The following is a 26154-nucleotide window of genomic DNA, read 5'->3' as shown; positions in this document are numbered from 1 at the left end:
ACATTAATCGAGCTGAGTGCCCGCTTTATTTTCTTGCGCACGCTTAGGTGCATCTTTACGACGTTGCTCTAAATCAGCAGCTCGAGCGGCAGCATCTTTTTGCTTCTGCTCGAATTCAGCTTGGTTCGCAGCACGTTCAGCAGCTTTCTCTGTTGATGCTCTCTCAGCAGCACGCTTGATATCCTCTTGGTTCTTGAGGCTTTCGCGAAGCTTACGCTGGACTTCATGCAAAGCTACTTCTTGCTGGCGAATAGGGTCAATCTCTTTTCGATATAACGCTCGAGCATCCTTTAAACAAGAGTTAACCCAGTAGTTTTGATAGCACTCAGATGAAGCCTTATTCCAGCGATACTTTGCCCACTCACGCTGAAGCTCCAGCTCTTGCTCAATTCTGTCTAACTGCTCGAGCTCAGCTTCTTCTGCAGGAGTGGCTAATACAACGCCACTCAACGCAGTAGACAACAAAAATATTGAAATAAATATCTTTGATTGGAGCAAAAGATTCTTTCTCAAATCTCGACCTTTGCACCTAACTCAACTAAACGATTTGCAGGAATCTTAAAGAAGTCAGACTGACGGCCAGCATTTTGATACATCCAGCAAAATAATTTCTCACGCCAGACAGCCATACCAGGAACAGAAGTTGAAACAATAGTGTCGCGCGATAAAAAGAATGATGTGTTCATTAAATCAAACTTTAGCTCAGATGATTTCTCTATTAATTCAATAATCTGCCCCATATCTGGCGTCTCATTAAAGCCATAAACTGCGCGCACCACGTAGATCCCATTACCAAGATCTCTCAAAGTAATGCGCTCACTATCTTTTACATATGGCACATCCCAAATACTCACCTTTAAGAAAAATACTCGTTCATGCAACACATGATTGTGCTTAAGGTTATGCAGGAATGAAACAGGCAAGTAATCCACATGAGCTGTTAAGAAAACTGCTGTGCCCTCTACACGATGCGGAGGATGCATCATCAATGCATCTATAAAGCTCTTTAATTCAATGCCATTACTCATGGCGTTATGACGCAAAATCTTACGACCTTGATACCAAGTCATTAATAACAAGAAGCAAGCCGCACCCAACAATAATGGGAACCAGCCACCCTCCATAATTTTCAAAAGATTGGCTGTTAAGAAAGCAAGATCAACAATTAAGAATGCACTAATTACTAAAGTGACTAAAAGAGTGTTCCAACGCCACACCACCCGCATCACAATCGCAGCCAAAAAGGTCGTGATAATCATTGTGGTGGTAACTGCAATGCCGTATGCAGCAGCTAAGTTTTCAGACTTTTTGAACGCCAAAACAACTGCAATAACCAGAATCAACAACACCCAGTTCACAAGAGGCATATAGATCTGACCAATTTCCCTGTCGGATGTATGGCGAATCTTCATGCGCGGTACAAAGCCCAGCAATATTGCCTGACTGGTCATTGAAAAGGCGCCCGATATAACAGCTTGTGAAGCAATTACAGTTGCAGAGGTCGCTAAAAGCACCAAAGGAAATACAAAACCTTCTGGGACCATCAAGAAGAATGGATTGGTAATGGTCTCTGGGTTATTCAAAAACATTGCACCCTGGCCAAAGTAATTCAAGAGCAAACAAGGCATCACAATAAAAAACCAACCCATACGAATTGGCTTAAGTCCAAAATGACCCATATCAGCGTACAGAGCTTCAGCACCAGTCAGCACCAGGAATACTGCACCCAAAACAATAAAGCCTTGCAATGAGTGGTCTATCAAGAACTGAATAGCAAACAATGGATTAATTGCGGCAAAAATTGCTGGGTTCTCAATGACTTGATACAAACCCATCAAACCAATGGTTACGAACCAGAGCATCATGATTGGGCCAAAAAGTTTTCCAACCAAATCAGTCCCTGTCTTCTGAATAAGAAAGAGGATGACTAAAATAAAAATGGTGATTGGTATGACATATCGAGTGAGATCAGGAGAGATCACCTCTAGACCTTCGACAGCAGAGAGCACTGAAATCGCAGGCGTGATGATGGCATCGCCATAAAACATGCAGGCCCCAAACACCCCGGCCATGATGATGATCAGTGAGCGTTTTGAATTTGCAGGAGCCGTTCTTAGCGCAAGCGCCATAAGAGCCAAAATTCCGCCCTCGCCATGATTGTTTGCGCGCATCACAAACAGAACATACTTGAGTGAAACCACAATCGCAAAAGCCCAGAACACCATCGAGATCACACCATAGACAGCCTCTGGTGAAAACGGTATCCCATGCTCAGGACTAAAACATTCCTTAAGGGCGTAAAGAGGGCTTGTACCAATATCACCGAACACAACACCGATTGCGGCAAACATCAAGGATATGGAGGCTCCTTTCTTATGAGGATGATCCTCTCGAGAAATCTCCACAGGCCTTAATAAGGATGATTCTGAAAACTCAGGATTGCTAACTGACATTAATAAACCCTAGCGTGATGTTGCGTGGCAATATGTTACTCCTTCTAGAGACGCGTTAAATCCAGAATTTGCACTCAAAAACCGCTTATTTATGCGTTATTTGCAGGAATACCTCGACAGTGACCCCCAAAAAATGGTAGAATTTCAGCTTCAGACGCGGGGTGGAGCAGTCTGGCAGCTCGTCGGGCTCATAACCCGAAGGTCGTAGGTTCAAATCCTGCCCCCGCAACCAAGATTTACGTACTAAGCCCTTAATTATTAAGGGCTTTTTGCTTTTCTGGGCAACAAAAAAGCCCGATTTCTCGGGCTTTTGGACTATTTAGGGCTGGGTTTAATTCAAAACCTTGTAACCGCGCCCACTTAAACATCTCTTAACTACTGCTTCTTGGGCTTGATTGCCGGTAAAAGCGCCGCCTGCTCCGCCAATAACTGCACCCGCACCTGCAGCTTGGGCGATACCAGAGGCATTGCCGCCAGTTACCAACCCCAATAATCCGCCAACCACAGCACCAGCGCCGACACCTTTGGCCGCATTCTCGCCCATGCCCGACTGTTGTTGGGCGTAAGCCTGGCAATCACTTAGATCCTTTTCGTATGCCGCCTCATTGACGCCCTTCATATCCACCAGTGGGCGCACATTCGCCCCAGCGCAGCCAACTGTTACAGCAACCACCAAAGAAGATAAGGCGAGTAGCTTGTTCATATGCAAATCCTTTATTTAATTCCACATCTAGCGATGCCATAGTCGTTTTATATCATGCCTCCAAAAATGTGTCGAAGACTTAGCAGTATTTTTAAATAACCAAGTCTGAAATCCTGTTTCTGGAGTTTGATAAAAAGGAATATCTAAACCCCTGTAACGCGCTGTCACATCCGGATGTGGATGCCCATATCGATTTCGATAACCATTTTGCGCAAATGCTTGATCGGGATCTAATTGTTTTAGAAGCGCCAATGAAGAAGATGTTTTGCTGCCATGATGGGGTGCCATAAATATCAGCTCCCTTGCGCCAATTTCCTTAAGCATTTCTGCATCTAGCCGCTCTGTAATTTCTGCTTCACCCTGTTTTTCAACATCACCAGTTAACCAAAGCGAGCTTTGCGTATTGCGCACTTCCAGCACACAGCTCATCTCATTGGGTTTTCCAGGATATTGCTCCTGAAATACCGTTTCTTCATGAGGGTGCCAGATCACAAACTCCACGCCATCCCATATCCAGCGCTGTCCATAACGACAAGGAATGCTAGGAATCCTTCTCTGCTGCAAATTTTGCAGCAATGGATTGTTGCTAGGCAAAGATCCCATCATGGAATCAAACTGAATATGTTTTAGTAGTGTTGCAGCGCCACCCACATGATCACTATCACTATGACTAATCACCATGCGATCGATATGATCAATCCCCCTGCCTCGCAAATACGGCAAGATAATTCTCTGTCCGGCATCATCTTTTTTGCCTTGAATGGGTCCAGTGTCGTACAGCAGCCTTCTATTCTTAGTTTCAATGAGTACTGCAGTACCCTGGCCGATATCTAAAACGCTTGCTCTAAATTCTCCTTGAGAAATTCGAGATGCGCTCAATAGCTGGAGGGGTGAAATAAATAACGGTACGGAAAAAGCAATGCCTAGCAATCTTTGCTTCCATGTATCCATAATTTCGCCTGGAGGGATCGCATAAACAATACCCACTCCGGCGGCTAGCAACAGCCACCACTCTGGTTGCCTTGACCAAACTACAGAGCAACTCCAATTCGCCATCCATTCAAGAGCAATTGCTAAATATTCCATAGCTGCATGAGCAGGCCACATTAACCAGCGCCCAAAGAATTCCGGGAGTATTGCTCCGATGATTGCCAACGGCGTCACGATATAACTTACCAAGGGTATGGCAAAAGCATTTGCTAACGGCGAAACAACAGAAACTTGATAAAACCAATACAAAGTAAATGGCAACAGCGCCAATGTGACAACGGCTTGTACACGGCATGCCTCACGCAATGCTTGAGCAGTGCGAAGAGTCCAATGAACTTGCAACTCCTTCCCGGTGGGAATGCCCAGCAAACCAGACGAATCGCCCATCGCATACAAGATGGCCGCTACCGCACCAAAAGATAACCAAAAGCCTGGGGTATAAGGAGCCATAGGATCAATGAGCAGCACAAAAGCCAAGGCCCACCACCAGATGTCAAACGATCGAGGATTTCTACCGGTCCATAAAGCAAACGCTACAACACCGACCATGTACATGGTTCTCTGTGCGGGTATCTGAAAGCCAGCCAACCATGCGTAAATAAATGCTGTGATAAATCCAGAGAGTGCTGCAACCTTGCTAACTGGTGCAATCAGGGGCCAAGTACGTCTACGCCAAATAAAGGCCGCAAAAGAAGCGCCAACACCAGCCAACATCGTGACATGTAACCCTGATATGGAAATGAGATGCCCAATACCAGTTGCGTTAAACACTTGCCAATCATCCTGGTTGATTGCATTTTGATCACCCATCACTAAAGCAATGAGTACACCTACATACCTTGCATCATCTGGAAGCATAGACCGTATCTTTTTACGCAAGTGCCAACGCATCAGCTCCATACGCAACTCAATCTCAGTCCAAGCGATATCTTTATCTAGCAATAACTCCCCCGCCCTGACTGAGCCACTTGCGCCAAAGTCTTGATGAAAAGACCAGCGCTCAAAATCAAAGGTATAAGGATTAAGAGATCCATAAGGACGCTTTAACTTAGACTTGAACTTCCAGCGCTGACCAGGAATGATGTCCGGAATTTCTTGAGGATTTCTCCAGGCGGGCTGCCAACTTAAGTAGATTCGTCTTGGAAATAGATTAAGAACTTCTTTGCCCAAACTAGCGCTGTCAACCTCAAAAGAAAACTTTGCTCCCGACGAATTACTTTGCGGCAAAGCTGCTACCCTGCCCTCAAGATTTAACTCTTTGCCCTCCAACTCTATTGCAAGAATATTTTCCAAGCGGTTTTCAGCATATCGAGCATTCCATGCAAACCCCATTATGAATAGCAAACCTATGATTGCAATCTTTTTAATCAGCGTAGATTGATGAGTAAAGTAAATTACCAACAAACATAGAGCGCTGAATGTGATATAGGCAAATACCCAATTTTCGGGAACTTGCGGCAAAAAGAGAAGGAGCGATCCCCCGGCGATAAACGCCGTAATGGCTAAACGCAATGAATTAAGAGGCTAGATTGAGATTGGGTAGATCAGCGCAGAGAGCTGACCAGCGCGGCAATGCTTGCATCGCATTAGCCCAAACCGCAGAAGCAAACTCAGCATCATTAATATCTCGAATCAATGCCAATTCTTTTGCAATTCTCTCAACAAAAGCGGGTTCATTAAAGGCAATGCCTTCTTCTCTGAGCCACGCAGGCGGAATATCAGGAGAATCCGTTTCAGTCACGATGCTATCTAGCGGTAATTCTTTTAAGAGTCTTCGAATTTGCAGGGCACGCTCATAGGTAGCTGCACCACCAAAGCCTAACTTAAACCCAAGCTCAATAAATTGTTCGGCCTGCTGGAAGCTGCCATTAAAAGCATGGGCAATACCACCAGTGATATTGCGGCGACGCAAAGCTTTTAGGATTGCATCCTGTGAGCGACGCACATGCAGGACTACAGGTAATTGATACTTTTGTGCTAAATCCAATTGCACATTGAAAAAGAATTCCTGCTTATGAGGATCCAGATCCTCGACAAAATAATCCAAACCAATTTCACCTACACCCACAAAACGGGGATCAGAAAGTGATTCAACAATATGCTTCTCAAGCGTAGCGATATCACTCTCTTGCGCTTGATTCGTATACAAAGGATGAATTCCAAGGGTGTAAACCAAACCAGGAATCTCTTGGCTATATTGATGAGCCAATTCTTTTACGTGGGCACAGTCGGCCACCTTCACAGCAGGCAGAAGTATTGCTTTAACGTTTTTTTCTTGGGCAGCATGGATAACTGCAAGCAATGAGTCCGCAAACTCAGGAGCATCTAGATGGCAATGGGTATCGATCCACATGGGATGTCTACTCACACCGAGAATGGCTTTAATACTCCACGCTCTAAATGCAAAATCCGATCGCAACGTTTAGCGCGTATAGGGTCATGAGTCACGATCACAAAGGCAGTGCCTTGGTCGCGAGCAATATTCAACATCAAATCAAATACACCGTCAGCTGTCTCAGTATCTAGGTTACCTGTAGGCTCATCCGCTAGAACGCAAGCAGGATTACCAACCAAGGCACGAGCAACGGCGACGCGCTGACGCTCTCCACCCGATAGCTCGCCAGGAGTATGAAGCTCACGAGCTGACAAGCCAACCGCTTTGAGCATTTTGCTGGCGCGATCCATTGACTCATCATTACTCAGGCCGCGGATACGCAGCGGTAATGCAACGTTCTCGGCAGCGCTAAATTCATCTAAGAGGTGATGGAACTGGTAAATGAAGCCCAGACTGTGATTACGCAGCTGATCCAATTTCTTCACTGATAAGTTATTCAAATTCGAGCCAGCCAAAACCACTGAACCGGAGCTTGGATTATCTAAACCACCAAGAAGATGTAACAAAGTGCTCTTGCCAGAACCCGAGGATCCAACAATGGCAAGCTTTTCTGAAGGCGCGACATCCAAATCAATTGCTTTAAGAACCTCAACTGCAGTCGGTCCTTGACCATAAGTCTTAGCCAGGCCTCTGGCTTTGAGTACTAAGTTCTCTACATTACTCATAACGTAAAGCCTCCGCTGGCTGAACCTTAGCCGCTCTGCGGCTTGGATATAGAGTTGCCAATACAGACAGGCCAAAAGCCATCAAGCCAACCGTTAGTACATCACTAGCTCTGACATCAGAAGGTAGCTCGCTAATGAAGTACACCTCACGTGGCAAAAATTGCACTCGGAAGATTGCCTCAATCACTGGAACGATGACATCAATATTGAGTGCAATTAGCAAGCCTAAACCAACCCCGGCTAAAGATCCCAACAAACCAATCGATAAACCTTGAATTAAAAATATTCTCTGAATAAGTCCGGGGCTAGCACCCATTGTTCTCAGAATGGCAATATCAGCCTGTTTCTCGTTCACCGTCATCACCAAGGTAGACACCAAATTAAATGCCGCAACAGCAATAATTAAAGTCAGGATGATGAACATCATCTTTTTCTCAGTCTGTACTGCTGCAAACCAATTACGGTTAGACCTTGACCAGTCAGTTACCCATAGAGCTTGAGGCACGATAGCTGCCAACTCATTAGCAACCTCTGGCGCACGCTGCATATCATCGACCTTGACGCGCAAGCCAGATGGATCACGAAGCCTTAATAAGGCAGCAGCGTCCTTCCAATGCATGATGGCTAAAGAGCTGTCATATTCATAATGGCCGCTATCCACAATGCCAACCACCTGAAGTGTGCGCATACGAGGCATAGCACCCGCTGGAGTTAAATCACTCTCAGGAACAATTAAATTAATACGATCGCCAACGTGTGCACCAACAATTGCTGCCAGCTGTGCGCCTAAGGCAACGCCAAAACTTCCTGGCTTTAAATCATCAATACTGCCTGCAACAAATTGCTTTGGTAAGTCAGATACTTTGCCTTCTTCGCTTGGCAAGATGCCGCGAATTGCTACACCGCGCATCATGCTCTCACGACTAAGAAGCCCTTGAGAGCTCACCATGGGTGCCACACCAATTACATGGGGTTGGGCCGCCACCTTAAGTGCTAGCGGCTCCCAGTTTGCCAAGCCATCAGGTGCGGTAATTTCAACATGGGATAGAACTGACAACATGCGATCCCGCACTTCTTTCTGAAAGCCATTCATGACAGAGAGAACTACGATCAGTGAAGCCACCCCCAAAGCAATACCTGCGGTAGAGATTCCGGAGATAAAGGATAGGAAGCCATCACGCCTTCCCACCGTCTTGCGACGCTTAGATCGGGTATAGCGCAGGCCAATTTCTAGCTCAATAGGAAGTCTCAACATAGCCACAGTTTAGTGAATCGCGCGGGCAAACTGATGGAATACTCAAATGCCACCTAAAATCAGGGGAATGACTGCTAATTCCACCCCCACCCCAGGCCAAGTTCGCCGCTTTACCCTGTTACTTTCAGGGGAAGACGTCTTGGACGAGCCTGAAAGTAAGGATGGCCCAAGGCAAGGTCTACCCCATGAGCGCTTTTTGCTCGGGGAAGCGATGCCACTTGCCCCAGTATTGCTACTTGGGCAATCCAATCAAGCAGTCAATCCAACCGAAGTCATTGCCTGCCTACAACCAGTTCATCTACACGCCACACGAGACCATCTCATTTTGATGGGGCAAAACCAGATTGACCTGACGGTAGAAGAATCCGCCCAACTACTCAATGCTGCGCTCCCATTCATAGAAGAGGATTTTCAGAACTCTGTCCTTTTCCAAAACCAGCACTATTGGTTTATTCCTGCAGGACCTTTTTCTAGTCTTGCTAGCTATAGCATTGATCAAGCACATGGCCGCAATATTGATTGGTGGATGCCGCGAGATACCCACGAAGAAGGTATCGCTAAGCGTTGGCGCAAACTCCAAAATGAAATTCAGATGCTCTGGCATATTGGTCCAGTAAACGAAGAACGCGAACAACGTGGCATGCCCAGCATTAACTCGCTCTGGATTAGTGGTATTGGCAAACTGAGTGATGTTCGAGCGCCAGAAGCATTAAAACAATCACGGTGTTTGATGGGTCAGCACCCCATACTGACTGGCTTGGCAAGGCTTTTAGACCTTCCACACGAATTGACTTTGAATGAAAATAATCTAGCTGGCTCCTTTGCTTGGCTTGAGCAACCTCAATTGGCATGGCCACAACTCAGTGCAGCATTAATAAAAAAACAAATCGATGAAGTTGCTCTGATTGACTTTCCAAAAGGAAAGGTTCGTGAGCGCATTCTTACAGTCAAAGATCTTTATAAAAAATCTTGGGCCTTCTGGAAAAAGTCAGAGCCTCTGACCTGGAAAGAAATCACTCAGTGATGGTTAACGCATGAGTTTCGTATGAGCCTATTTTCTCAACGCCCATTTTCAGAACGTACTGCAACCTGGTTGGCGCAGAGTGGCTTGCATCCATTGCTAGCTAGGCTCTATGCTGCACGCGGTCTGCAGTCTCCTGAGGAGCTCTCGCTGGACTTAAAGCAGTTGATTTCACCGGTTGAGCTGAAGAACTGCATTAATACAGCAAGCTTACTAGCCGATATTCTCGAGAAAAAAGAGCCGATGCTCATCGTTGCTGATTACGACTGCGATGGGGCTACCGCCTGCGCTGTTGGTCTCCGAGGCTTACGCATGCTAGGTGGAGCAGATACTCCGATTCAATTTCTGGTGCCCAATCGCTTTACGATGGGTTACGGACTGACCCCCGAAGTGGTGGAATTAGCAGCACAGCAAACCCCTAAACCCAAATATCTCATTACTGTTGATAACGGTATCGCAAGTGAAGCCGGTGTTAATCGCGCCAAAGAGCTTGGGATGGAAGTTATCGTCACTGATCATCACCTACCTGGAGATCATTTACCCAAAGCACTGGCAATCGTCAATCCTAATCAACCGGGCTGTACTTTTCCAAGTAAAGCGCTCGCCGGTGTTGGCGTGATGTTTTATTTATTAGTTGCGCTACGTGCTGAACTACGCAAGCGCGGTAAATTTACCAGTGAAACTCAACCCAAGGTAGAAAATCTTTTAGACCTGGTTGCTTTAGGAACGGTCGCAGACGTTGCACAACTCGATCGCAACAATCGAGTACTCGTTTCCAATGGTTTAAAGCGTATCCGCGCGGGAATATCTCAACCAGGAATTCAAGCACTATTTCAGGCAGCTACACGTGATCCACGTAAGGCCAATACCTTTGACTTAGGCTTTGCTATCGGCCCCAGACTCAATGCAGCTGGTCGTCTGGCGGATATGACCTTAGGCATCCGCTTGCTTCTCACCGATAACGCCGATGAAGCAATGACACTTGCGCACGAGCTTGATCGTATCAATCGCGAACGCCGCGTGATTGAATCAGGCATGCAGGAAACTGCACTCTCCCATCTGGCTGAAGATCAGCTTTCTGGAACTATGTCTGAGCGCAATAGTATTTGCTTGTGGAATCAAGAATGGCATCAAGGCGTTGTAGGCATTGTTGCCTCACGCCTGAAAGAACGTTTTAATCGTCCTGCAATTGTGTTTGCACCAGCTGATGGCAATACCGGAGAAGAATTACGAGGATCGGGTCGTTCACTCACAGGCTTTCATTTAAGAGATGCACTAGATTTAGTTTCTAAACGCGAACCTGGACTAATCCTGAAATTTGGTGGCCACGCAATGGCTGCTGGATTAACTATTCGCAAAGAAGATTTTGAGAAATTCGATACCTGCTTTCAGCAAGTTGCATCAGAACTGCTCACAGATGAATTACTCGAGCGCCGCCATGCACATGATGGTGGTTTAGATCCTTCTGAATTTACCTCGGAAATTGGCGACCTATTAGCGGAAGAAATCTGGGGTCAAGGCTTCCCTCAGCCTGTTTTCTACGGAGAATTTGAGATTTCCCAGCAAAGCCTCATGAAAGAAAAGCATCTACGGTTGATGGTTCGACCCCTGGGGCTTGGGGCTAGCTCCAAGCCATTGACAGCAGTTTGGTTTAACCGCACACAAAGCCTGCCTGCCAAAGCCAGGCTAGCCTATCGATTGGTCACCGACCGCTATCAAGGTCAAGCTCGCGTTCAGCTGATGATTGAAGCCCATGATGAGGCCTCTGGAGCCTGAGGGTCTGCAGCAATAACCCCCTTATAATTAGGGGATGGAAGCTGAACAACTAAATATTATTTCGAATACCTTGTCCGATCTGCTCACCCGTGAGCAAGCTCTTCGGGGGTATCTTTGACTTCGACGTAAAGTCACGTCGCCTTACCGAAGTTAATTCAATACTGGAAGATCCCACGATTTGGGATGATCAAAAGAAAGCACAAGCGCTGGGCAAAGAAAAGAAATTGCTCGATGGCGTGGTTGCCACTCTTGCCGATCTCAATACCAACATTACTAGCGCTCTTGAGTTGTTTGATATGGCCAAAGAGGAAAGCGATTTTGAAACGATCGCCGCCATTGAGAAAGATGTTGAAGGCTACAGCAAGATTATTGGCGACCTTGAGTTCCGTCGTATGTTCCACAATGAGATGGATTCTTGCAATTGCTTTATCGATATTCAAGCAGGCGCTGGCGGTACTGAAGCCTGTGACTGGGCCAGCATGCTCTATCGCCAATATCTCAAGTATTGCGAACGCAAAGGCTATAAAACTGAAATTCTCGAGGAATCTGATGGTGATGTTGCCGGCATTAAAAGCGCAACTATCAAAGTTGATGGTGAATATGCTTATGGTCACCTCCGCTCAGAAACTGGTGTACATCGTTTAGTGCGTAAATCACCATTTGACTCATCAAATGGTCGTCACACTTCATTTGCCTCTATCTATGTTTACCCAGAGATTGATGATTCGATTGAGATTGAAGTCAATCCCGCTGATATTCGTACAGACACCTATCGCGCCTCTGGTGCGGGTGGTCAGCACATCAATAAAACTGACTCAGCAGTACGCTTAACCCATATTCCGACTGGTATTGTGGTGCAGTGTCAGAATGACCGAAGCCAGCACCGCAACCGTGCTGAGGCTATGACCATGCTGAAGTCTCGCCTCTATGAGCATGAGATGCAAAAGCGTCGCGCCGAACAAGACAAGCTAGAAGCCACCAAGACAGATGTAGGTTGGGGCCATCAAATCCGCTCTTACGTCCTAGATCAAAGCCGCATCAAAGATTTACGTACTAACGTTGAGATTTCGAATACCCAGAAAGTATTGGATGGCGATCTCGATGCCTTTATTGAAGCCAGCCTGAAACAAGGCGTGTAATAACCCCATACCCATTACTGCACCGCGATAAACATGAACGATAAAACTAATTTAGATAATGCCGCAGCTACTGAAGTAGTCGATGAGAATCACATCATTGCCGAGCGCCGTGAAAAGCTCTCTAAGCTTCGCGCTGGCGGCGTTGCATTCCCAAATGACTTTGTTCCTACGCATTTGGCATCTGACCTACATGCGCACTATGACAGCCTCACCAAGGAAGAGTTAGCAGCAAAGAAGGTTCATGTCAAAGTTGCTGGACGTATGGTTCTCAAGCGTGTGATGGGTAAAGCGAGCTTTGCAACCATCCAAGATCGCAGTGGACAAATTCAGTTCTATATCAATGATGAGTTGAGTGGTGCCGATGTCCATGGCGCCTTCAAGCATTGGGATATGGGTGACTTTATCTCCGCTGAAGGCAATCTGTTCAAGACTAATAAAGGCGAGCTGTCTGTTGAGTGCAGTAACTTGCGCCTCCTCAGCAAGTCATTGCGTCCATTGCCAGATAAGTTCCACGGCCTATCAGATCTAGAGACTAAATATCGTCAACGCTATGTAGACTTGATTGTTAATCCAGAAAGCCGCAATACATTTAAAGCACGTAGTAACGCGATCGCCTCATTACGTCGACATATGCTAGATGCCGACTTCATGGAAGTTGAAACACCGATGCTCCATCCCATCCCTGGTGGTGCAGCAGCTAAGCCGTTCATTACTCACCACAATGCTCTCGATATGCAAATGTTCTTGCGTATTGCTCCTGAGCTTTACCTCAAGCGTTTAGTAGTTGGTGGTTTTGAGCGCGTCTTTGAAATCAATCGCAACTTCCGCAATGAAGGCGTAAGCCCGCGTCACAACCCAGAATTCACAATGATGGAATTCTATGCAGCCTACACTGATTACCGTTGGCTCATGGACTTCACTGAAGGATTAATTCGTGCTGCAGCAATCGATGCACAAGGCACAGCTGTATTAACTCATCAAGGCCGTGAACTTGATTTGAGCAAGCCATTCCAACGCTTGACCATTACTGAAGCTATCCTCAAGTACTGCGGTCAGTCAGGCAAGAGCTATGAAGCAGCCCAGCTTGATGACATCAACTTCATTCGCACTGAATTGAAAAAAGGTGGTGAGAATCCAGATGCCCCAACCCTCAAGAATGCAGGCATTGGCGCACTCCAATTAGCACTATTTGAATTGGTTGCTGAAGAGCACCTCTGGGAGCCGACTTACATCATTGATTACCCAATCGAGGTAAGCCCACTCGCAAGAGAATCTGATACCCGCCCGGGAATTACTGAGCGTTTCGAACTCTTTATTACTGGCCGTGAAATTGCCAACGGCTTCTCTGAGTTAAATGATGCAGAAGATCAAGCCAATCGCTTCCGCAAACAAGTAGAGCAAAAAGAAGCGGGTGACGAAGAAGCAATGTACTTTGACCATGACTTCATTCGCGCACTCGAGTACGGCATGCCTCCAACTGGCGGTTGCGGTATTGGTATCGATCGCTTAGTCATGTTACTTACCGATGCACCAAATATTCGTGATGTGATTCTGTTCCCACATCTGCGTCGCGAAGAAGAGTAATTATTTCTAGAGTAGAAAAAGGCACCCTAGGGTGCCTTTTTTATTAATTAGGATTTCCTAAAGAAGGTAATTAACAATATCAACAAGAGAACCGTAAACCACAGCAAGGACCACTCTGGTACTTGTAATCCCAAAATAGCCGGGAGCTTTGCAGAACACAAACCATCCGCTTTGAATAACCAAGGAAGATTATTCGCTAGCTGAAATTGATTAATCCAAGTCTCCAAAGGATCTATTCCGCAGGATTCACTTGGGTGAGACAAGAGCCAAACATGATGGCCTGCTACTGCGGCGCCATATCCAGCAGCCAAAATTGCCAAGCCATGAAATAACTTTCTAAAGGGTGTAATACAGGCAGCTAACAAACAAGAAAAGGCGATCCCGAGATAGCCAACCCTTTGCAAAACGCACAAAGGACATGGCATGAAACTGACGCCTTGGTACCCAACCTGCTGCAAGACAATGGCAAACATCACCAAGCCCAAACTAAAAAAGGACAGGAATAAGTACTGGATTCTTTTCATTACTAGATGATAGCCAATAGGCTTTACCCCCTCTAAACATGCTCTTTATTACTAAAAGTCTGATCTATATCACTACAGAGTCCTATTTTTGGTGGGAATGGGCTCAATTTAAAGCTTTAAGAATGGGATAATTATCACTTTGCCACCCTCTAATTAATACGCATTTATGGCCGCATACAACACCGAAACCGTTTTGTCAGTTCACCACTGGAATGACACTCTTTTTAGCTTCACGACTACCCGCAATAAGGGTTTGCGCTTTCGTAGCGGTCATTTCTTAATGATTGGCCTGGAGGTTGAAGGCAAACCTTTGGTACGCGCCTATAGCGTTGCTAGCCCTAACTACGAAGAGCATCTCGAGTTCCTGAGTATTAAAGTTCAAGACGGTCCTTTAACTTCACGTCTGCAAAAGATTCAAGTTGGCGACCCAATTCTCGTTAGCGAGAAATCTGTCGGCACCTTGGTATTGGATGACTTAAATCCAGGCAAGCACCTTTACTTATTCAGCACTGGCACTGGTCTTGCACCATTTATGAGCATCATTCGCGATCCAGAAACGTATGAGAAGTTTGAAAAGGTTGTTCTTATCCATGGCGTACGTCTAGTAAGCGAATTAGCTTATGAGGACTACATTAAAAATGAGCTCACTCAAGATGAATACTTGGGCGAACTCATTCGCGAAAAACTCATTTATTACCCAACAGTGACGCGCGAAGCCTTCAAGCACACTGGTCGCCTCACTACTGCGATTGAATCCGGTCAACTCTTTAAAGATATTGGCTTGCCACCGCTTGATCCGGCAGTCGATCGCGCCATGATTTGCGGTAGCCCTTCTATGCTTAAAGAAACCTCTGAGATGCTTGATGCCAAAGGATTTAAGGTTTCACCAAGCCTTGGTCAACTCGGCGATTACGTCTTTGAACGTGCATTTGTAGAGAAATAATTCAGACGAATGCTCGAGTTTTTGCAGGGTTCCCTGCACTATATTTTTTCTGGCGCTTTAGTTGGTTTACTAGTAGGTCTCACTGGTGTTGGTGGCGGCTCTTTAATGACACCAATTCTGACGCTCATCTTTGGTGTAGCGCCAACGACTGCAGTTGGAACCGATCTCGCCTTTGCTGCACTTACCAAAGGCATCGGGACTGCTGCACATCGCCTCCATGGCAATGTGAAGTGGGATATCGTAGGCCTTCTCTGCATCGGCAGCCTTACAACAGCAACTGCCTCCATATTTGCGCTAAAGCAACTCGGTCCCATTTCTAAAGATTGGGTGCACCTCATCACCTTCTCCATTGGAGTTTCTGTTCTTCTAACCGCACTCTCATTAACCGTGAGAACCAGGATCCTAGAATGGGTAAAGAAAAATCCCAGAAAAATGCCTCATGGCGTTGGCTTAAAAATTGCAACGGTATTGATCGGTGGCGCCATCGGCGTCCTTGTCACCATCTCCTCTATTGGCGCTGGTGCAATTGGTGCAACACTGATTCTAATGCTCTATCCACACCTCAAGACCGCTGAAGTAGCGGGTACAGACATTGCCTATGCCGTACCTTTAACCGCCTTAGCCGGGCTTGGTCACTGGTGGTTGGGCAATGTGGATTTCAGCCTCTTGTTTGGCCTCCTACTAGGCTCTGTTCCAGCCATTTGGTTGGGTGCCAAGCTCTCAAGCACTCTTCCTGAAAAGTTCACCAGAACTGCTCTGGCAATTACTTTGCTCCTAGTTGGGATCAAACTAGTTACTGCTTAATTGTTGTATATATGCAATTTTGATATATACATATCAATAAAGATTGTTTGCTCGTCACCCTAAACGGCTGTACATTGAACCTAAATAACATTTAGGAATAGCAATCATGTCCCCCGTAAGAGAGCTCTACAACCCAGCAATTACCAAATTACTGCGTGAGCATGATCAATTACCTCACGACAAATTAGAAGAGCGCAAAAGTTTTCAGCGTCGCATCCTGTTCCTAATGAATGCCATTAAATATGCAGAGTTTGAAGATTCGTTTGCATAATTAAAAGCCTCAAAACCAAAAACCACCACAAGGTGGTTTTTTTATAACCCCAATCTTAGTCATTCGATTTCCTAATAAGCAATCCACTTTTTCTTGCTTCACAGCCTAATGATTTGCCTCTAAATTCCATTCATCTACTGAAAGGAATTGCAATGAAACACTCTGGCTTATCAAAAATATTGGCTGGCCTGCTTTTAGGTCTTGGCATCATCTCTGCAAGCTTTGCGCAGCAAAGTATTTTGAATGTGTCGTATGACCCAACTCGTGAGCTCTATCAAGATTACGACAAGGTATTTGCTGCCGACTGGAAGAAAACATCTGGGCAAGATATCTCCATCAAACAATCCCATGGCGGATCAGGCAAGCAGGCACGCGCAGTATTGGATGGTTTGGATGCTGACGTTGTCACGCTTGCCCTTGCTTATGACATCGATATTCTTGCGGAAAAAGGTTTAGTAGCTAAGGATTGGCAAAAGAAGTTTAAAGATAACTCCTCTCCTTACACCTCAACCATCGTATTCCTGGTTCGCAAAGGCAATCCAAAAGGTATTAAAGACTGGAATGATCTTACCAAGCCAGGCATCGAGGTGATAACCCCAAATCCTAAAACCTCTGGAGGCGCACGCTGGAACTATCTTGCGGCCTGGGCTTATGCGCTTAAGCAACCAGGTGGCAATGACGTAAAAGCAAAAGAGTTTGTGAAAAAACTCTTTGCAAACGTTAAGGTACTGGACTCGGGTGCGCGTGGATCGACCACCACCTTTACCGAACGTGGAATTGGTGACGTGCTTATTGCCTGGGAAAACGAAGCCTACTTAGCAGTAAAAGAATTAGGCCCAGAAAAGTATGAGATTGTCACACCGTCAATCTCAATACTAGCTGAACCGCCTGTCGCTGTTGTGGACAAAGTAGTGGATAAAAAAGGTACTCGTAAAGTAGCTACTGCTTATCTGCAAAATCTCTATACGCCCGAAGGTCAAGAGATTGCAGCTAAGAATTACTACCGACCACGCGATCCTAAGGTGGCCGCTAAATACGCCAACCAATTTGCAAAGGTGAAATTAATCACAATTGATCAAGTATTTGGCGGTTGGCAGAAGGCGCAAAAGACCCACTTTAATGATGGCGGTGTATTTGACGAGATTATTGTGAAATAACGCCTAAAGTATGTTGGCATTAAAACTAAACGGCCTGGAGAGTACTTACTGGGCCGTTTTTTCATTACCGCCGATCCTTATATTCATTTTGCGTATAAGTTAATGATCTTTTCTTGTTTCCCTTTTATTGGGGTCGACCCTAGACTCTCAGGATGTCTTCAGCAAAGAAAAATAGCATCTTCCCCGGCTTTGGTTTATCCCTCGGTTACACCATTATTTACCTGTCGATCATTGTTCTGATCCCCTTATCGGCGATCATATTTAAAACAACGAGCCTGACCTTCCCCGCATTTATTGACGCCGTTACTTCACCAAGAGTGATGGCTTCTTATCGCCTAAGCTTTGGTATGGCCTTATTTGCTGGCTTGATCAATGCATTTTTTGGGCTCTTACTCGCATGGGCCCTGGTGCGGTACACGTTTATCGGCAAGAATTTAGTAGACGCTTTGGTTGATCTTCCTTTCGCCTTACCAACTGCGGTAACCGGCATTGCGCTTGCCGCCCTCTATTCCAAGAATGGCTGGATAGGGAGATATCTAGAACCCCTGGGAATCAAAATTGCCTTTACTCCGTGGGGCGTTCTAGTTGCACTCATCTTCATTGGCCTGCCATTTGTGGTTCGAACAGTACAACCGATTCTCGAAGAAATTGAATTGGAATTAGAAGAGGCAGCCGCGAGCTTAGGCGCAAGTCGTTGGCAAACCTTTCGTAAAGTGGTGTTGCCGATCCTATTGCCAGCACTCTTAACAGGCTTCGCACTTGCTTTTGCCCGTGCTGTCGGTGAGTACGGCTCGGTCATCTTTATTGCCGGCAATATACCAATGGTTTCAGAAATTACCCCCTTAATGATTATTACCAAGCTTGAGCAGTACGACTATGCCGGAGCAACAGCAATAGCTTCAGTCATGCTTTTGATTTCACTGATTCTATTGTTGGGCATTAATGGCTTACAAGCTTGGACTGCTAAACGCACCGGGAGGACTCGCTAATGAGTTCAATGACCCGATTTGAGCGCAGTGCGGCAACTCGCGACTCTTTTATTGTTAAAGCCTTAGTATTGTTTTTGTCGCTCAGTTTTTTTGGCATTTTCCTATTGTTGCCGTTGCTCTCCGTATTTGCTGAAGCACTGCATAAAGGTTGGGTCTACTACCTCAATGCCATTGTGGAGCCAGATACTTGGTCTGCCATACAGCTCACGCTGCTCGCTGCAGCAATAGCCGTGCCACTCAATTTAATATTTGGTGTAGCGGCATCTTGGGCAATTGCTAAGTTTGATTTCAGGGGTAAACATCTGCTGATTACCTTGATTGACTTGCCATTCTCAGTTTCTCCAGTAATTGCTGGTTTAATTTTTGTACTGGTCTTTGGTGCTCAAGGTTGGTTTGGTGGCTGGCTCTCAGAGCATGACATCAAGATCATCTTCGCCGTACCAGGCATTATTTTGGCAACCATCTTTGTCACCTTTCCTTTTGTTGCTCGAGAATTGATTCCACTTATGGAAGCACAAGGACGCGAAGAGGAAGAGGCTGCGACAGTATTGGGTGCTAGTGGTTGGCAAACCTTTTGGCACGTCACCCTGCCTAATATCAAATGGGGTCTTTTGTATGGCGTCATTCTTTGTAATGCACGTGCAATGGGAGAGTTTGGAGCAGTTTCAGTTGTTTCTGGCCATATTCGTGGCTACACCAACACTATTCCACTTCAAGTGGAAATTCTTTACAACGAATACAACTATGTTGCCGCCTTTGCAGTGGCATCTTTACTTGCCTTATTAGCGCTTCTGACATTGGCTGCAAAGACCTATGTCGAGTGGCGCCTTAAATCCGAAACAAACGCACCGCCTGTAATCGAAGGACCACTATGAGTATTACCGTTCAAAATGTTTCCAAAAAATTCGGTGACTTTGTTGCCTTAAATAATGTCTCCCTAGACTTTCCGTCTGGAGAATTGGTCGCTCTTCTTGGTCCATCCGGCTGTGGAAAGACCACGCTATTGCGGATTATTGCCGGCCTAGAAACACCAGATGGTGGCAATATCATTCTGGATGGTATTGATACCTCAGCTACTCCGGTGCGCGATCGCCAAGTTGGGTTTGTGTTTCAACACTATGCACTTTTTAAACACATGACTGTTTTTGATAACGTCGCCTTTGGTTTAAATGTAAAGAATCGCAAAGAGCGTCCAAGCAAAGATGAAATTGCCCATAAGGTGCATGAACTTCTCAAGCTAGTTCAATTAGATTGGCTGCACGATCGCTTTCCTGCTCAATTGTCAGGCGGTCAACGCCAACGTATTGCATTGGCTCGCGCGCTCGCAGTTGAACCAAAAGTGCTATTACTTGATGAGCCATTTGGCGCGTTAGACGCCAAAGTTCGCAAAGAGCTGCGTCGCTGGTTACGCAAACTCCACGACGAACTCCATATCACCTCAATTTTTGTTACGCATGATCAAGAAGAGGCATTAGAAGTAGCTGACCGTATCGTTCTTATGAACAAAGGCAATATTGAGCAAATTGGTAGCCCAGATGAGGTTTACGATCACCCTGCCACCCCTTTTGTATACGGCTTTTTGGGTAACGTGAACTTATTCCATGGTCGAGTGGAAGGTGAAGGCATTCAAGTCGGCAAACATAATCTGAAGCATGATCAATCTGATTCCATCGCACAGGGAGCATCAGTACTGGCATTTGCTCGCCCCCATGAATTGGATATTATTGGTGAAAATGAGGGCAACGATGGTGTTGTTGCGGTTATTGACCGCATTCTTTCTTTTGGACTGAATTCTAGAATCGAGCTTTCTGCGATTGCCGGTGCTGATGCAAAGTCAGCACCCCAGTTTTATGAAGTAGAGCTAGCGAGATCTGAAGTTACAAAACGAGGGATAGCTGAGGGACAGCAAGTGCGCATCGTACCCTCACAGTTGCGCGTTTTTGAAAATACAAAATAAGCCGATTGCACCACAATAACTAAAAGATTGATAATCAAGCATGAACTTTCAACAACTACGTATCATTCGCGAAACTGTCCGCCGAAACTTTAACTTAACTGAAGTGGGGAATGCCTTGGCAACATCCCAATCCGGGGTAAGTAAGCACATTCTGGATCTAGAAGATGAGTTGGGAGTTGAGTTGTTTGTCCGCAAGGGTAAGCGCCTTCTAGGCCTTACGGAGCCAGGCAAAGAACTGTTGACTATTGTTGAACGCATCTTGCTTGACACCAAAAACATTAAGCAGCTAGGAGCACAATTTAGCCAGGCTGATAAAGGTCAGCTCACAATCGCTACCACTCACACGCAAGCGCGTTATGCATTACCAAATGTGGTTAGCCAATTTAAGAAAAAATTTCCAAATGTACATTTGGCACTTCATCAAGGCAGCCCACAAGAAATTGTTGAGTTATTACTTGAGGGTCGCGCAGATATTGGTATTGCTACTGAAGCGCTGGAAGGGATTCCTGAGCTGGTTACCTTCTCATACTACACCTGGCACCATACCGTGGTTGTTCCAAAAGGCCATCCACTCGAGGGTAAAAAGAATTTAACCTTAGAAGAAATCGCCGAATATCCAATCGTCACCTATCACGAAGGGTTTACCGGCAGAAAATCTGTTGATGAGACTTTTGCCAAGGCAGGCATCACTCCAGATATCGTAATGTCAGCGCTCGATGCAGACGTAATCAAAACCTATGTAGAGCTGGATCTTGGAATTGGCATTATTGCCTCGATGGCATATCAAGAAGAGCGGGATAGCAAACTAGCCCTCCTTGATGTTGGCAACCTATTCGAAGACAACACCACCCGAATCGCATTACGCAAAGGCTACTTCTTACGCGGATTTGCCTATGAATTTATTGAGCTTTGCTCACCCAAACTTGATGAAGCCAAAGTCAAAGCAGCCCTCAAGCCCGAAAGCGATATCGACCTCGATTGAGGGGGTGTTTTAGAAATGCAATACCCTTGGGGGGATAAAAGCATTACTTTTAGGTATAAAGCGATGACTTATATATATTTGTAAGTTATAAAAATAGCCAATAAACTGCTGAGTCAGAGCTGGAAAGACCTATTTGTCTTTCCCTCGGAGCATGTAAATGACCCAGCAAAACCTTCATAATACCCTCGAAAAACCAACTTTTTGGTCCATTCCAACAAGCACCCTTACTCCTGCGGAGCTTGCCGAAAAGTCTGCTGTTTTAAAGCAGCGTTTAACTGACATTTCCTCACGCTTTTCTGATGTTCGCTTTGCAACCAGCCTCGCTGCTGAAGACATGGTGATTACCGATGCTATTGCTAAGGCTGGCGCCAAGATTAAGTTATTTACATTAGCGACCGGCCGCCTTCATCAAGAAACCGTAGACATGATCAAAACTACTGAAGGCCATTACGGCATTTCTATTGAAAAAGTCTACCCACAAGATAGCGATGTTCAAGCTTTTATTGATCAATACGGTATGAATGGCTTTTACGATGGTGAAGAACCTAAGAAGGCTTGCTGTGGCGCACGTAAGATCAAACCTTTAAATGCCGCATTGCTTGGTGCAGATGCTTGGATTACTGGTCAACGTCGCGAGCAATCTACTACGCGCACCGAACTCAATTTAGAAGAGCTCGATGATGCTAGAGGTATCGCGAAGTTCAATCCTTTATTTGATTGGAGTGAAGCGGATATTTGGGCTTACATCAAACAAGAAGATGTACCGATTCATCCACTGCACCTCAAGGGCTTCCCCAGCATCGGCTGCGAACCCTGCACCCGTCAGGTAAAGAAGGGTGAAGATATCCGCGCTGGTCGTTGGTGGTGGCTGCAAAGCGACAGCAAAGAATGTGGCTTACACGTTAATAAATAATCAATCATTAAAACTTAGTAGAAACAACTTACAGAATGTCAGAACAAAAATTACTTGATGATCATTTAGATTGGCTTGAAGCTGAATCGATCTACATCATCCGCGAAGTGGTGGCGCAGTGCTCCAACCCAGCCATGCTGTTCTCCGGTGGTAAAGACTCTATCGTGATGTTTCACCTAGCACGCAAAGCCTTTCAATTTGGCGATCGCCCTGTAAAGCTGCCTTTTCCTATTTTGCATATTGATACGGGCCACAACTATCCAGAGGTGATTACCTATCGCGATGCAGTTGTTGCAAAGACTGGTGTGAAGCTGATTGTGGGTCACGTTGAAGATTCGATTAAAAAAGGCACTGTTCGTCTGCGCAAAGAGACCGATTCTCGCAATGCTGCACAAGCAGTAACCCTCTTAGAGGCCATTGCTGAGCATGAGTTCGATGCCTTAATGGGTGGCGCTCGTCGCGATGAAGAAAAAGCTCGCGCTAAAGAGCGCATCTTCTCCTTCCGTGATGAATTTGGCCAATGGGATCCTAAGGCGCAACGTCCTGAGCTCTGGAACCTCTATAACGCCCGCATCGCTAAAGGCGAGAACATGCGCGTGTTCCCAATCTCCAACTGGACAGAACTAGATATCTGGCAATATATTTCTCGCGAGAAATTAGAGCTCCCAAGCATCTACTACACACACCAACGTGAAGTGGTGAAGAAAAACAATTTATTGGTCCCGGTGACTGACGTTACCCCAAAAGCGGCTGGCGACGTGAGTGAAGTGCTCAGCGTGCGCTTTAGAACTGTTGGGGACATCAGTTGCACCTGTCCAGTACTCAGCACTGCAGCAACGCCACTAGAGATCATTGCAGAAACCGCCATTACTGAAATCACTGAACGCGGCGCAACTCGCATGGATGACCAAACCAATGAGGCCTCTATGGAGCGCCGAAAGAAAGAAGGCTACTTCTGATGACTGCCAATCAAAATCAAAACGTTGTTCGCTTCATTACCGCTGGTAGTGTAGATGATGGAAAAAGTACCCTGATTGGGCGCTTGCTCTATGACACCAAATCAATCCTGGTGGACCAATTAGAGTCCCTATCCAAAACTAAACATGCTCGCGTTACTTCTTCTGATGCGGGCGTTGACTTAGCACTTCTGACCGATGGTCTAGAGGCTGAGCGTGAGCAAGGTATCACTATTGATGTGGCTTATCGTTACTTCTCCACTCCTAAACGTAAGTTCATCGTTGCTGATGCCCCGGGTCATGAGCAATACACTCGCAACTTAGTGACTGGTGCATCTCAATCCGATGTTGCAGTCATTTTGGTAGATGCAACTCGCGTTGATCTCAACTCCAACCCAGCCACTTTATTGGCTCAGACTAAACGCCATGCAGCCATTGTGAATTTATTAGGTCTACGTCATGTGGTATTTGCCGTCAATAAGATGGATTTATATGAGTTTGATGAAAAAGTCTTTAACACCATCAAAATTGCGATTGAAGATCTGACTCAAAAAATTGGGTTGCCAAAGCCAACCCTAATTCCAATCTCCGCATTACTTGGTGCCAATGTCGTTACTGCCAGCAAACACACTCCTTGGTACAAAGGCCCCACTCTTTTAGAGTGGCTTGAGAGCTTAGACACTAGTCCCGAGTCTGAAAAGCTTGCACTCCGCTTCCCGGTGCAGTACGTTGCACGACAAGACGGTAGTGCTTCTGATGACTTCCGTGGCTACCTCGGAGAAATTGAGTCCGGCAGCATCCGCAAGGGCCAAAAGATTAAAGTGCTGCCAAGCGGATCTGAAGCAACCGTTACCGAGATCTATTTAGGCAATCGCTCAAGCAGCAAGCAAACCAATGGCAATAATGCGGTGGATTCAGCTGAAACGGGTCAAGCAGTAGCCATTCAATTATCTGAAGATATTGATGTATCACGCGGCTCTTTATTTATTAGCGCTGAAGATAGTCATCCACCAGTATTGAGCAAACAACTTTCTGCAGATTTATGCTGGTTAGATAGCGAACCACTTTCATTAAGCCGAAAATATGCTTTGAGACATACCACCAATACCGTTGGTGCAAAAGTGAAGAATATTCAACAAGTTTTGGATGTACAAACATTGTCACAAGCAAGTGATGTCCAAGCACTGTCCACCAACGAAATTGGTCGAGTTGATTTCATCTTGCAAAAGCCGATTGTTGCCGATCTATTTGATCAATCCCAGCGTACTGGCGCGTTCATCTTAATTGATGAAGCTACCAACCATACGGTCGCGGCAGGCATGATTCGCGAGGCGGTAGCGCAGTAAATCCTTTCTGATAATCGACATATTAAAAAGCCTCGCATTGCGAGGCTTTTTAACTTCATCATTATTTACAGCAACCTCCACCACCGCAATCAGAACCAGTTCCACATGAATTAATTCCAAGAACTGGATAGAGTGGGCAGAATCTAAATAGGCCTGTTGCCAAAGGCACGATGCCAACCCAACCCCACACACCAACTACATTGCTTGCTGCTAGGCCGATCAACACCAAACCTACTGCGATACGCAAAACGCGATCCATACCACCAACGTTACATTTCATTTACTTCTCCTTTTGAATGGTGCTGAACCTGACAACTAATAACAATATGTATATTTACATTATGTAATTTAACATATTAATTAATAAATAGGAAAAGAAAAAGCCACCCCGAAGGATGGCTTGAAAGATTTTTTTGGAGGTACTACCTAAAGAATGAACTACAAGTTCATATTAATCCTCTAGGCATCGGTACAAATTAGCTTTTGCATGATTACAGGGATAAGTGCATCAATCTGGTGCATTTATCCCTTATTTTTAGGGGTTAGGCTTCTTAATTGCCAGCGGTAAATCCTTGGTAGTGGCATAGAAAACCACCAATTCCACTGGCACAGAACCTTGATTGATGCCGTGATGCCACTTCTCAACCATCTCAATGACAACGTCACCCTTCTTAAAGTTACGCTGAATGCCACCCTCTTGGAATACCGTAAGTTCACCATCCATTACATAGGCGGCATTGATTGCGGGATGCTTATGAATCGGCAAGGCGGTTTGTGGTGGAATGGTAAATCGCATTACAGCAACTTCCGGCGCGCTTGATAGATAGGATGGCAATGAACTACCAGTCCAATCATTACCACTGCGAACCACTAATTCCGTCACTACCCCAGGATGATTTTCATCTGCGTGTGCTGGAATAACCGAAGCAAAAACTAAAGCAAATAGGGTTAGTGAGAATTTCACCAATCTCATAATGAAATCTTAGTGATTTTCTTTGGCGTGATTAATTGAGTATTTTGGAATTTCAATCACTAGATCCTGTTTTGCCACAATAGCCTGGCAAGACAAACGAGATTGAGGATTTAAACCCCAGGCACGGTCCAGCATATCTTCCTCATTTTCGTCTGGGGCATTAAGACTTTGAAAGCCCTCCTTCACAATCACATGGCAGGTAGTGCAAGCACACACCATATCGCAGGCATGTTCAATTGGAATGTCGTTCTCTAATAAAGCCTCACAAATCGAGGTGCCTGGAGCAACTTCAACAACTGCGCCTTCAGGACAATACTCACTATGCGGTAGGACAACGATTTGGGTCATGATTCTGTTC

General features: G+C 45.7%; 26 protein-coding genes and 1 tRNA gene. 16 read left to right on the top strand and 11 right to left on the bottom strand.

The features are described from left to right. Positions 1–3: 3 nt before the first annotated feature. Positions 4–513 (bottom strand): hypothetical protein, encoded by a 510-nt coding sequence (locus tag ICN10_RS07235; RefSeq protein WP_216214144.1) that lies wholly within the window; start codon positions 511–513, stop codon positions 4–6. Beyond that, entirely contained in the window at positions 510–2453 is a 1944-nt protein-coding gene (locus ICN10_RS07230; RefSeq protein ID WP_216214143.1) for a potassium transporter Kup, read from the bottom strand. Before ICN10_RS07230 ends, ICN10_RS07235 begins: the two co-directional genes overlap by 4 nt. Before the next feature lie 155 nt (positions 2454–2608). Between ICN10_RS07230 and ICN10_RS07225 the strand changes: the two genes are divergently transcribed. Next, positions 2609–2685, top strand: a tRNA-Met gene (locus ICN10_RS07225). Between the two features lie 99 nt (positions 2686–2784). On the opposite strand, the gene ICN10_RS07220 is transcribed toward ICN10_RS07225, so the two are convergent. The 5 genes from ICN10_RS07220 to ICN10_RS07200 form a co-directional block, all read right to left on the bottom strand. Next, positions 2785–3156, bottom strand: a complete 372-nt coding sequence (locus tag ICN10_RS07220) for a glycine zipper family protein (RefSeq protein WP_216214141.1) — start codon at positions 3154–3156, stop codon at positions 2785–2787. Positions 3157–3183: 27 nt separating this feature from the next. Beyond that, positions 3184–5547 carry a DNA internalization-related competence protein ComEC/Rec2 gene (locus ICN10_RS07215; RefSeq protein ID WP_370626219.1) on the bottom strand — a complete coding sequence of 788 codons (2364 nt, stop codon included), beginning with the start codon at positions 5545–5547 and terminating at the stop codon, positions 3184–3186. A gap of 115 nt (positions 5548–5662) precedes the next feature. Next, positions 5663–6499, bottom strand: a complete 837-nt coding sequence (locus ICN10_RS07210) for a TatD family hydrolase (RefSeq protein WP_216215255.1) — start codon at positions 6497–6499, stop codon at positions 5663–5665. An 11-nt stretch (positions 6500–6510) separates the two neighbouring features. Continuing rightward, positions 6511–7206 (bottom strand): ABC transporter ATP-binding protein, encoded by a 696-nt coding sequence (locus ICN10_RS07205; RefSeq protein ID WP_216214139.1) that lies wholly within the window; start codon positions 7204–7206, stop codon positions 6511–6513. Continuing rightward, complete coding sequence (locus tag ICN10_RS07200) at positions 7199–8461, bottom strand: lipoprotein-releasing ABC transporter permease subunit (protein ID WP_216214136.1); 1263 nt, start codon at positions 8459–8461, stop codon at positions 7199–7201. The genes ICN10_RS07205 and ICN10_RS07200 overlap by 8 nt, the downstream gene beginning before the upstream one ends. Before the next feature lie 67 nt (positions 8462–8528). Between ICN10_RS07200 and ICN10_RS07195 the strand changes: the two genes are divergently transcribed. The 4 genes from ICN10_RS07195 (at position 8529) to lysS (ending at position 13981) form a co-directional block, all read left to right on the top strand. Continuing rightward, on the top strand, positions 8529–9485 hold the full coding sequence (locus ICN10_RS07195; RefSeq protein ID WP_255536831.1) for a hypothetical protein: 957 nt from the start codon (positions 8529–8531) through the stop codon (positions 9483–9485). A 21-nt stretch (positions 9486–9506) separates the two neighbouring features. After that, positions 9507–11258: a single-stranded-DNA-specific exonuclease RecJ gene (gene recJ / locus ICN10_RS07190; protein WP_216214132.1), complete on the top strand. Its 1752-nt coding sequence runs from the start codon at positions 9507–9509 to the stop codon at positions 11256–11258. Positions 11259–11292: 34 nt separating this feature from the next. Beyond that, positions 11293–12397, top strand: a protein-coding gene (gene prfB, locus ICN10_RS07185; RefSeq protein WP_216214130.1) for a peptide chain release factor 2 whose coding sequence is annotated in 2 segments (ribosomal slippage) — positions 11293–11373 and positions 11375–12397 — 1104 coding nt in all. Because the reading frame shifts where the segments join, the coding sequence is not laid out codon by codon here. A 33-nt stretch (positions 12398–12430) separates the two neighbouring features. Beyond that, positions 12431–13981 (top strand): lysine--tRNA ligase, encoded by a 1551-nt coding sequence (gene lysS / locus ICN10_RS07180; protein ID WP_216214121.1) that lies wholly within the window; start codon positions 12431–12433, stop codon positions 13979–13981. A gap of 47 nt (positions 13982–14028) precedes the next feature. Here the strand turns inward: lysS and ICN10_RS07175 are convergent, their stop codons facing one another. After that, positions 14029–14505, bottom strand: coding sequence for a disulfide bond formation protein B (locus ICN10_RS07175; protein WP_216214120.1), 477 nt, complete (start codon positions 14503–14505; stop codon positions 14029–14031). 166 nt (positions 14506–14671) lie between these two features. Here ICN10_RS07175 and ICN10_RS07170 point away from each other — a divergent pair, with 166 nt between their 5' ends. The 11 genes from ICN10_RS07170 to ICN10_RS07120 all read left to right on the top strand — a co-directional run bounded on the left by ICN10_RS07170 (position 14672) and on the right by ICN10_RS07120 (position 24823). Then, complete coding sequence (locus ICN10_RS07170; RefSeq protein WP_215348661.1) at positions 14672–15448, top strand: ferredoxin--NADP reductase; 777 nt, start codon at positions 14672–14674, stop codon at positions 15446–15448. Between the two features lie 9 nt (positions 15449–15457). Next, positions 15458–16252: a sulfite exporter TauE/SafE family protein gene (locus tag ICN10_RS07165; protein WP_216214119.1), complete on the top strand. Its 795-nt coding sequence runs from the start codon at positions 15458–15460 to the stop codon at positions 16250–16252. A gap of 106 nt (positions 16253–16358) precedes the next feature. Continuing rightward, entirely contained in the window at positions 16359–16523 is a 165-nt protein-coding gene (locus ICN10_RS07160) for a hypothetical protein (protein ID WP_216122241.1), read from the top strand. Between the two features lie 152 nt (positions 16524–16675). Beyond that, a complete protein-coding gene (locus tag ICN10_RS07155) occupies positions 16676–17680 on the top strand; it encodes a sulfate ABC transporter substrate-binding protein (protein WP_216214118.1) in 1005 nt (334 codons plus the stop codon). A gap of 152 nt (positions 17681–17832) precedes the next feature. Next, a complete protein-coding gene (gene cysT, locus ICN10_RS07150) occupies positions 17833–18669 on the top strand; it encodes a sulfate ABC transporter permease subunit CysT (RefSeq protein WP_216214117.1) in 837 nt (278 codons plus the stop codon). Continuing rightward, positions 18669–19544, top strand: coding sequence for a sulfate ABC transporter permease subunit CysW (gene cysW, locus ICN10_RS07145; protein ID WP_216214116.1), 876 nt, complete (start codon positions 18669–18671; stop codon positions 19542–19544). The genes cysT and cysW overlap by 1 nt, the downstream gene beginning before the upstream one ends. Beyond that, positions 19541–20626, top strand: a complete 1086-nt coding sequence (locus ICN10_RS07140; RefSeq protein ID WP_216214115.1) for a sulfate/molybdate ABC transporter ATP-binding protein — start codon at positions 19541–19543, stop codon at positions 20624–20626. The genes cysW and ICN10_RS07140 overlap by 4 nt, the downstream gene beginning before the upstream one ends. Before the next feature lie 40 nt (positions 20627–20666). Beyond that, a complete protein-coding gene (locus tag ICN10_RS07135; protein ID WP_216214114.1) occupies positions 20667–21608 on the top strand; it encodes a CysB family HTH-type transcriptional regulator in 942 nt (313 codons plus the stop codon). Positions 21609–21765: 157 nt separating this feature from the next. After that, the gene (locus tag ICN10_RS07130) at positions 21766–22521 is read left to right on the top strand and encodes a phosphoadenylyl-sulfate reductase (RefSeq protein ID WP_216214112.1); all 756 of its coding nucleotides are present in this window, start codon (positions 21766–21768) and stop codon (positions 22519–22521) included. A 35-nt stretch (positions 22522–22556) separates the two neighbouring features. Continuing rightward, on the top strand, positions 22557–23480 hold the full coding sequence (gene cysD, locus ICN10_RS07125) for a sulfate adenylyltransferase subunit CysD (RefSeq protein ID WP_216214109.1): 924 nt from the start codon (positions 22557–22559) through the stop codon (positions 23478–23480). Continuing rightward, entirely contained in the window at positions 23480–24823 is a 1344-nt protein-coding gene (locus tag ICN10_RS07120; RefSeq protein ID WP_216214107.1) for a sulfate adenylyltransferase subunit 1, read from the top strand. The genes cysD and ICN10_RS07120 overlap by 1 nt, the downstream gene beginning before the upstream one ends. A 61-nt stretch (positions 24824–24884) precedes the next feature. On the opposite strand, the gene ICN10_RS07115 is transcribed toward ICN10_RS07120, so the two are convergent. The 3 genes from ICN10_RS07115 to fdx form a co-directional block, all read right to left on the bottom strand. Continuing rightward, positions 24885–25103, bottom strand: a complete 219-nt coding sequence (locus ICN10_RS07115) for a DUF2892 domain-containing protein (RefSeq protein WP_216214106.1) — start codon at positions 25101–25103, stop codon at positions 24885–24887. 255 nt (positions 25104–25358) lie between these two features. Next, the gene (locus ICN10_RS07110; RefSeq protein WP_216214104.1) at positions 25359–25796 is read right to left on the bottom strand and encodes a cupin domain-containing protein; all 438 of its coding nucleotides are present in this window, start codon (positions 25794–25796) and stop codon (positions 25359–25361) included. Positions 25797–25805: 9 nt separating this feature from the next. Continuing rightward, positions 25806–26144: an ISC system 2Fe-2S type ferredoxin gene (gene fdx / locus ICN10_RS07105; RefSeq protein ID WP_216214102.1), complete on the bottom strand. Its 339-nt coding sequence runs from the start codon at positions 26142–26144 to the stop codon at positions 25806–25808. Positions 26145–26154 lie beyond the last annotated feature (10 nt).

The sequence above is a fragment of the Polynucleobacter sp. 86C-FISCH genome (assembly GCF_018882415.1).
GTDB lineage: Bacteria > Pseudomonadota > Gammaproteobacteria > Burkholderiales > Burkholderiaceae > Polynucleobacter.
The sequence above is the reverse complement of the archived record's forward strand: the minus strand, read 5'-3'. Positions and strand labels throughout refer to the sequence as shown.

What these genes read in the sequence shown, in the direction of transcription:
- ICN10_RS07170 (WP_215348661.1), top strand. Translation starts at nt 14,672, where the DNA reads ATGGCCGCATACAACACCGAAACCGTTTTGTCAGTTCACCACTGGAAT.
- cysW (WP_216214116.1), top strand. Translation starts at nt 18,669, where the DNA reads ATGAGTTCAATGACCCGATTTGAGCGCAGTGCGGCAACTCGCGACTCT.
- ICN10_RS07195 (WP_255536831.1), top strand. Translation starts at nt 8,529, where the DNA reads ATGACTGCTAATTCCACCCCCACCCCAGGCCAAGTTCGCCGCTTTACC.
- ICN10_RS07200 (WP_216214136.1), bottom strand. Translation starts at nt 8,461, where the DNA reads ATGTTGAGACTTCCTATTGAGCTAGAAATTGGCCTGCGCTATACCCGA.
- lysS (WP_216214121.1), top strand. Translation starts at nt 12,431, where the DNA reads ATGAACGATAAAACTAATTTAGATAATGCCGCAGCTACTGAAGTAGTC.
- ICN10_RS07130 (WP_216214112.1), top strand. Translation starts at nt 21,766, where the DNA reads ATGACCCAGCAAAACCTTCATAATACCCTCGAAAAACCAACTTTTTGG.
- ICN10_RS07175 (WP_216214120.1), bottom strand. Translation starts at nt 14,505, where the DNA reads ATGAAAAGAATCCAGTACTTATTCCTGTCCTTTTTTAGTTTGGGCTTG.
- ICN10_RS07115 (WP_216214106.1), bottom strand. Translation starts at nt 25,103, where the DNA reads ATGAAATGTAACGTTGGTGGTATGGATCGCGTTTTGCGTATCGCAGTA.
- ICN10_RS07160 (WP_216122241.1), top strand. Translation starts at nt 16,359, where the DNA reads ATGTCCCCCGTAAGAGAGCTCTACAACCCAGCAATTACCAAATTACTG.
- ICN10_RS07210 (WP_216215255.1), bottom strand. Translation starts at nt 6,499, where the DNA reads ATGTGGATCGATACCCATTGCCATCTAGATGCTCCTGAGTTTGCGGAC.
- ICN10_RS07165 (WP_216214119.1), top strand. Translation starts at nt 15,458, where the DNA reads ATGCTCGAGTTTTTGCAGGGTTCCCTGCACTATATTTTTTCTGGCGCT.
- ICN10_RS07205 (WP_216214139.1), bottom strand. Translation starts at nt 7,206, where the DNA reads ATGAGTAATGTAGAGAACTTAGTACTCAAAGCCAGAGGCCTGGCTAAG.
- ICN10_RS07140 (WP_216214115.1), top strand. Translation starts at nt 19,541, where the DNA reads ATGAGTATTACCGTTCAAAATGTTTCCAAAAAATTCGGTGACTTTGTT.
- ICN10_RS07120 (WP_216214107.1), top strand. Translation starts at nt 23,480, where the DNA reads ATGACTGCCAATCAAAATCAAAACGTTGTTCGCTTCATTACCGCTGGT.
- ICN10_RS07110 (WP_216214104.1), bottom strand. Translation starts at nt 25,796, where the DNA reads ATGAGATTGGTGAAATTCTCACTAACCCTATTTGCTTTAGTTTTTGCT.
- recJ (WP_216214132.1), top strand. Translation starts at nt 9,507, where the DNA reads ATGAGCCTATTTTCTCAACGCCCATTTTCAGAACGTACTGCAACCTGG.
- cysD (WP_216214109.1), top strand. Translation starts at nt 22,557, where the DNA reads ATGTCAGAACAAAAATTACTTGATGATCATTTAGATTGGCTTGAAGCT.
- ICN10_RS07220 (WP_216214141.1), bottom strand. Translation starts at nt 3,156, where the DNA reads ATGAACAAGCTACTCGCCTTATCTTCTTTGGTGGTTGCTGTAACAGTT.
- fdx (WP_216214102.1), bottom strand. Translation starts at nt 26,144, where the DNA reads ATGACCCAAATCGTTGTCCTACCGCATAGTGAGTATTGTCCTGAAGGC.
- ICN10_RS07230 (WP_216214143.1), bottom strand. Translation starts at nt 2,453, where the DNA reads ATGTCAGTTAGCAATCCTGAGTTTTCAGAATCATCCTTATTAAGGCCT.
- ICN10_RS07155 (WP_216214118.1), top strand. Translation starts at nt 16,676, where the DNA reads ATGAAACACTCTGGCTTATCAAAAATATTGGCTGGCCTGCTTTTAGGT.
- ICN10_RS07135 (WP_216214114.1), top strand. Translation starts at nt 20,667, where the DNA reads ATGAACTTTCAACAACTACGTATCATTCGCGAAACTGTCCGCCGAAAC.
- cysT (WP_216214117.1), top strand. Translation starts at nt 17,833, where the DNA reads ATGTCTTCAGCAAAGAAAAATAGCATCTTCCCCGGCTTTGGTTTATCC.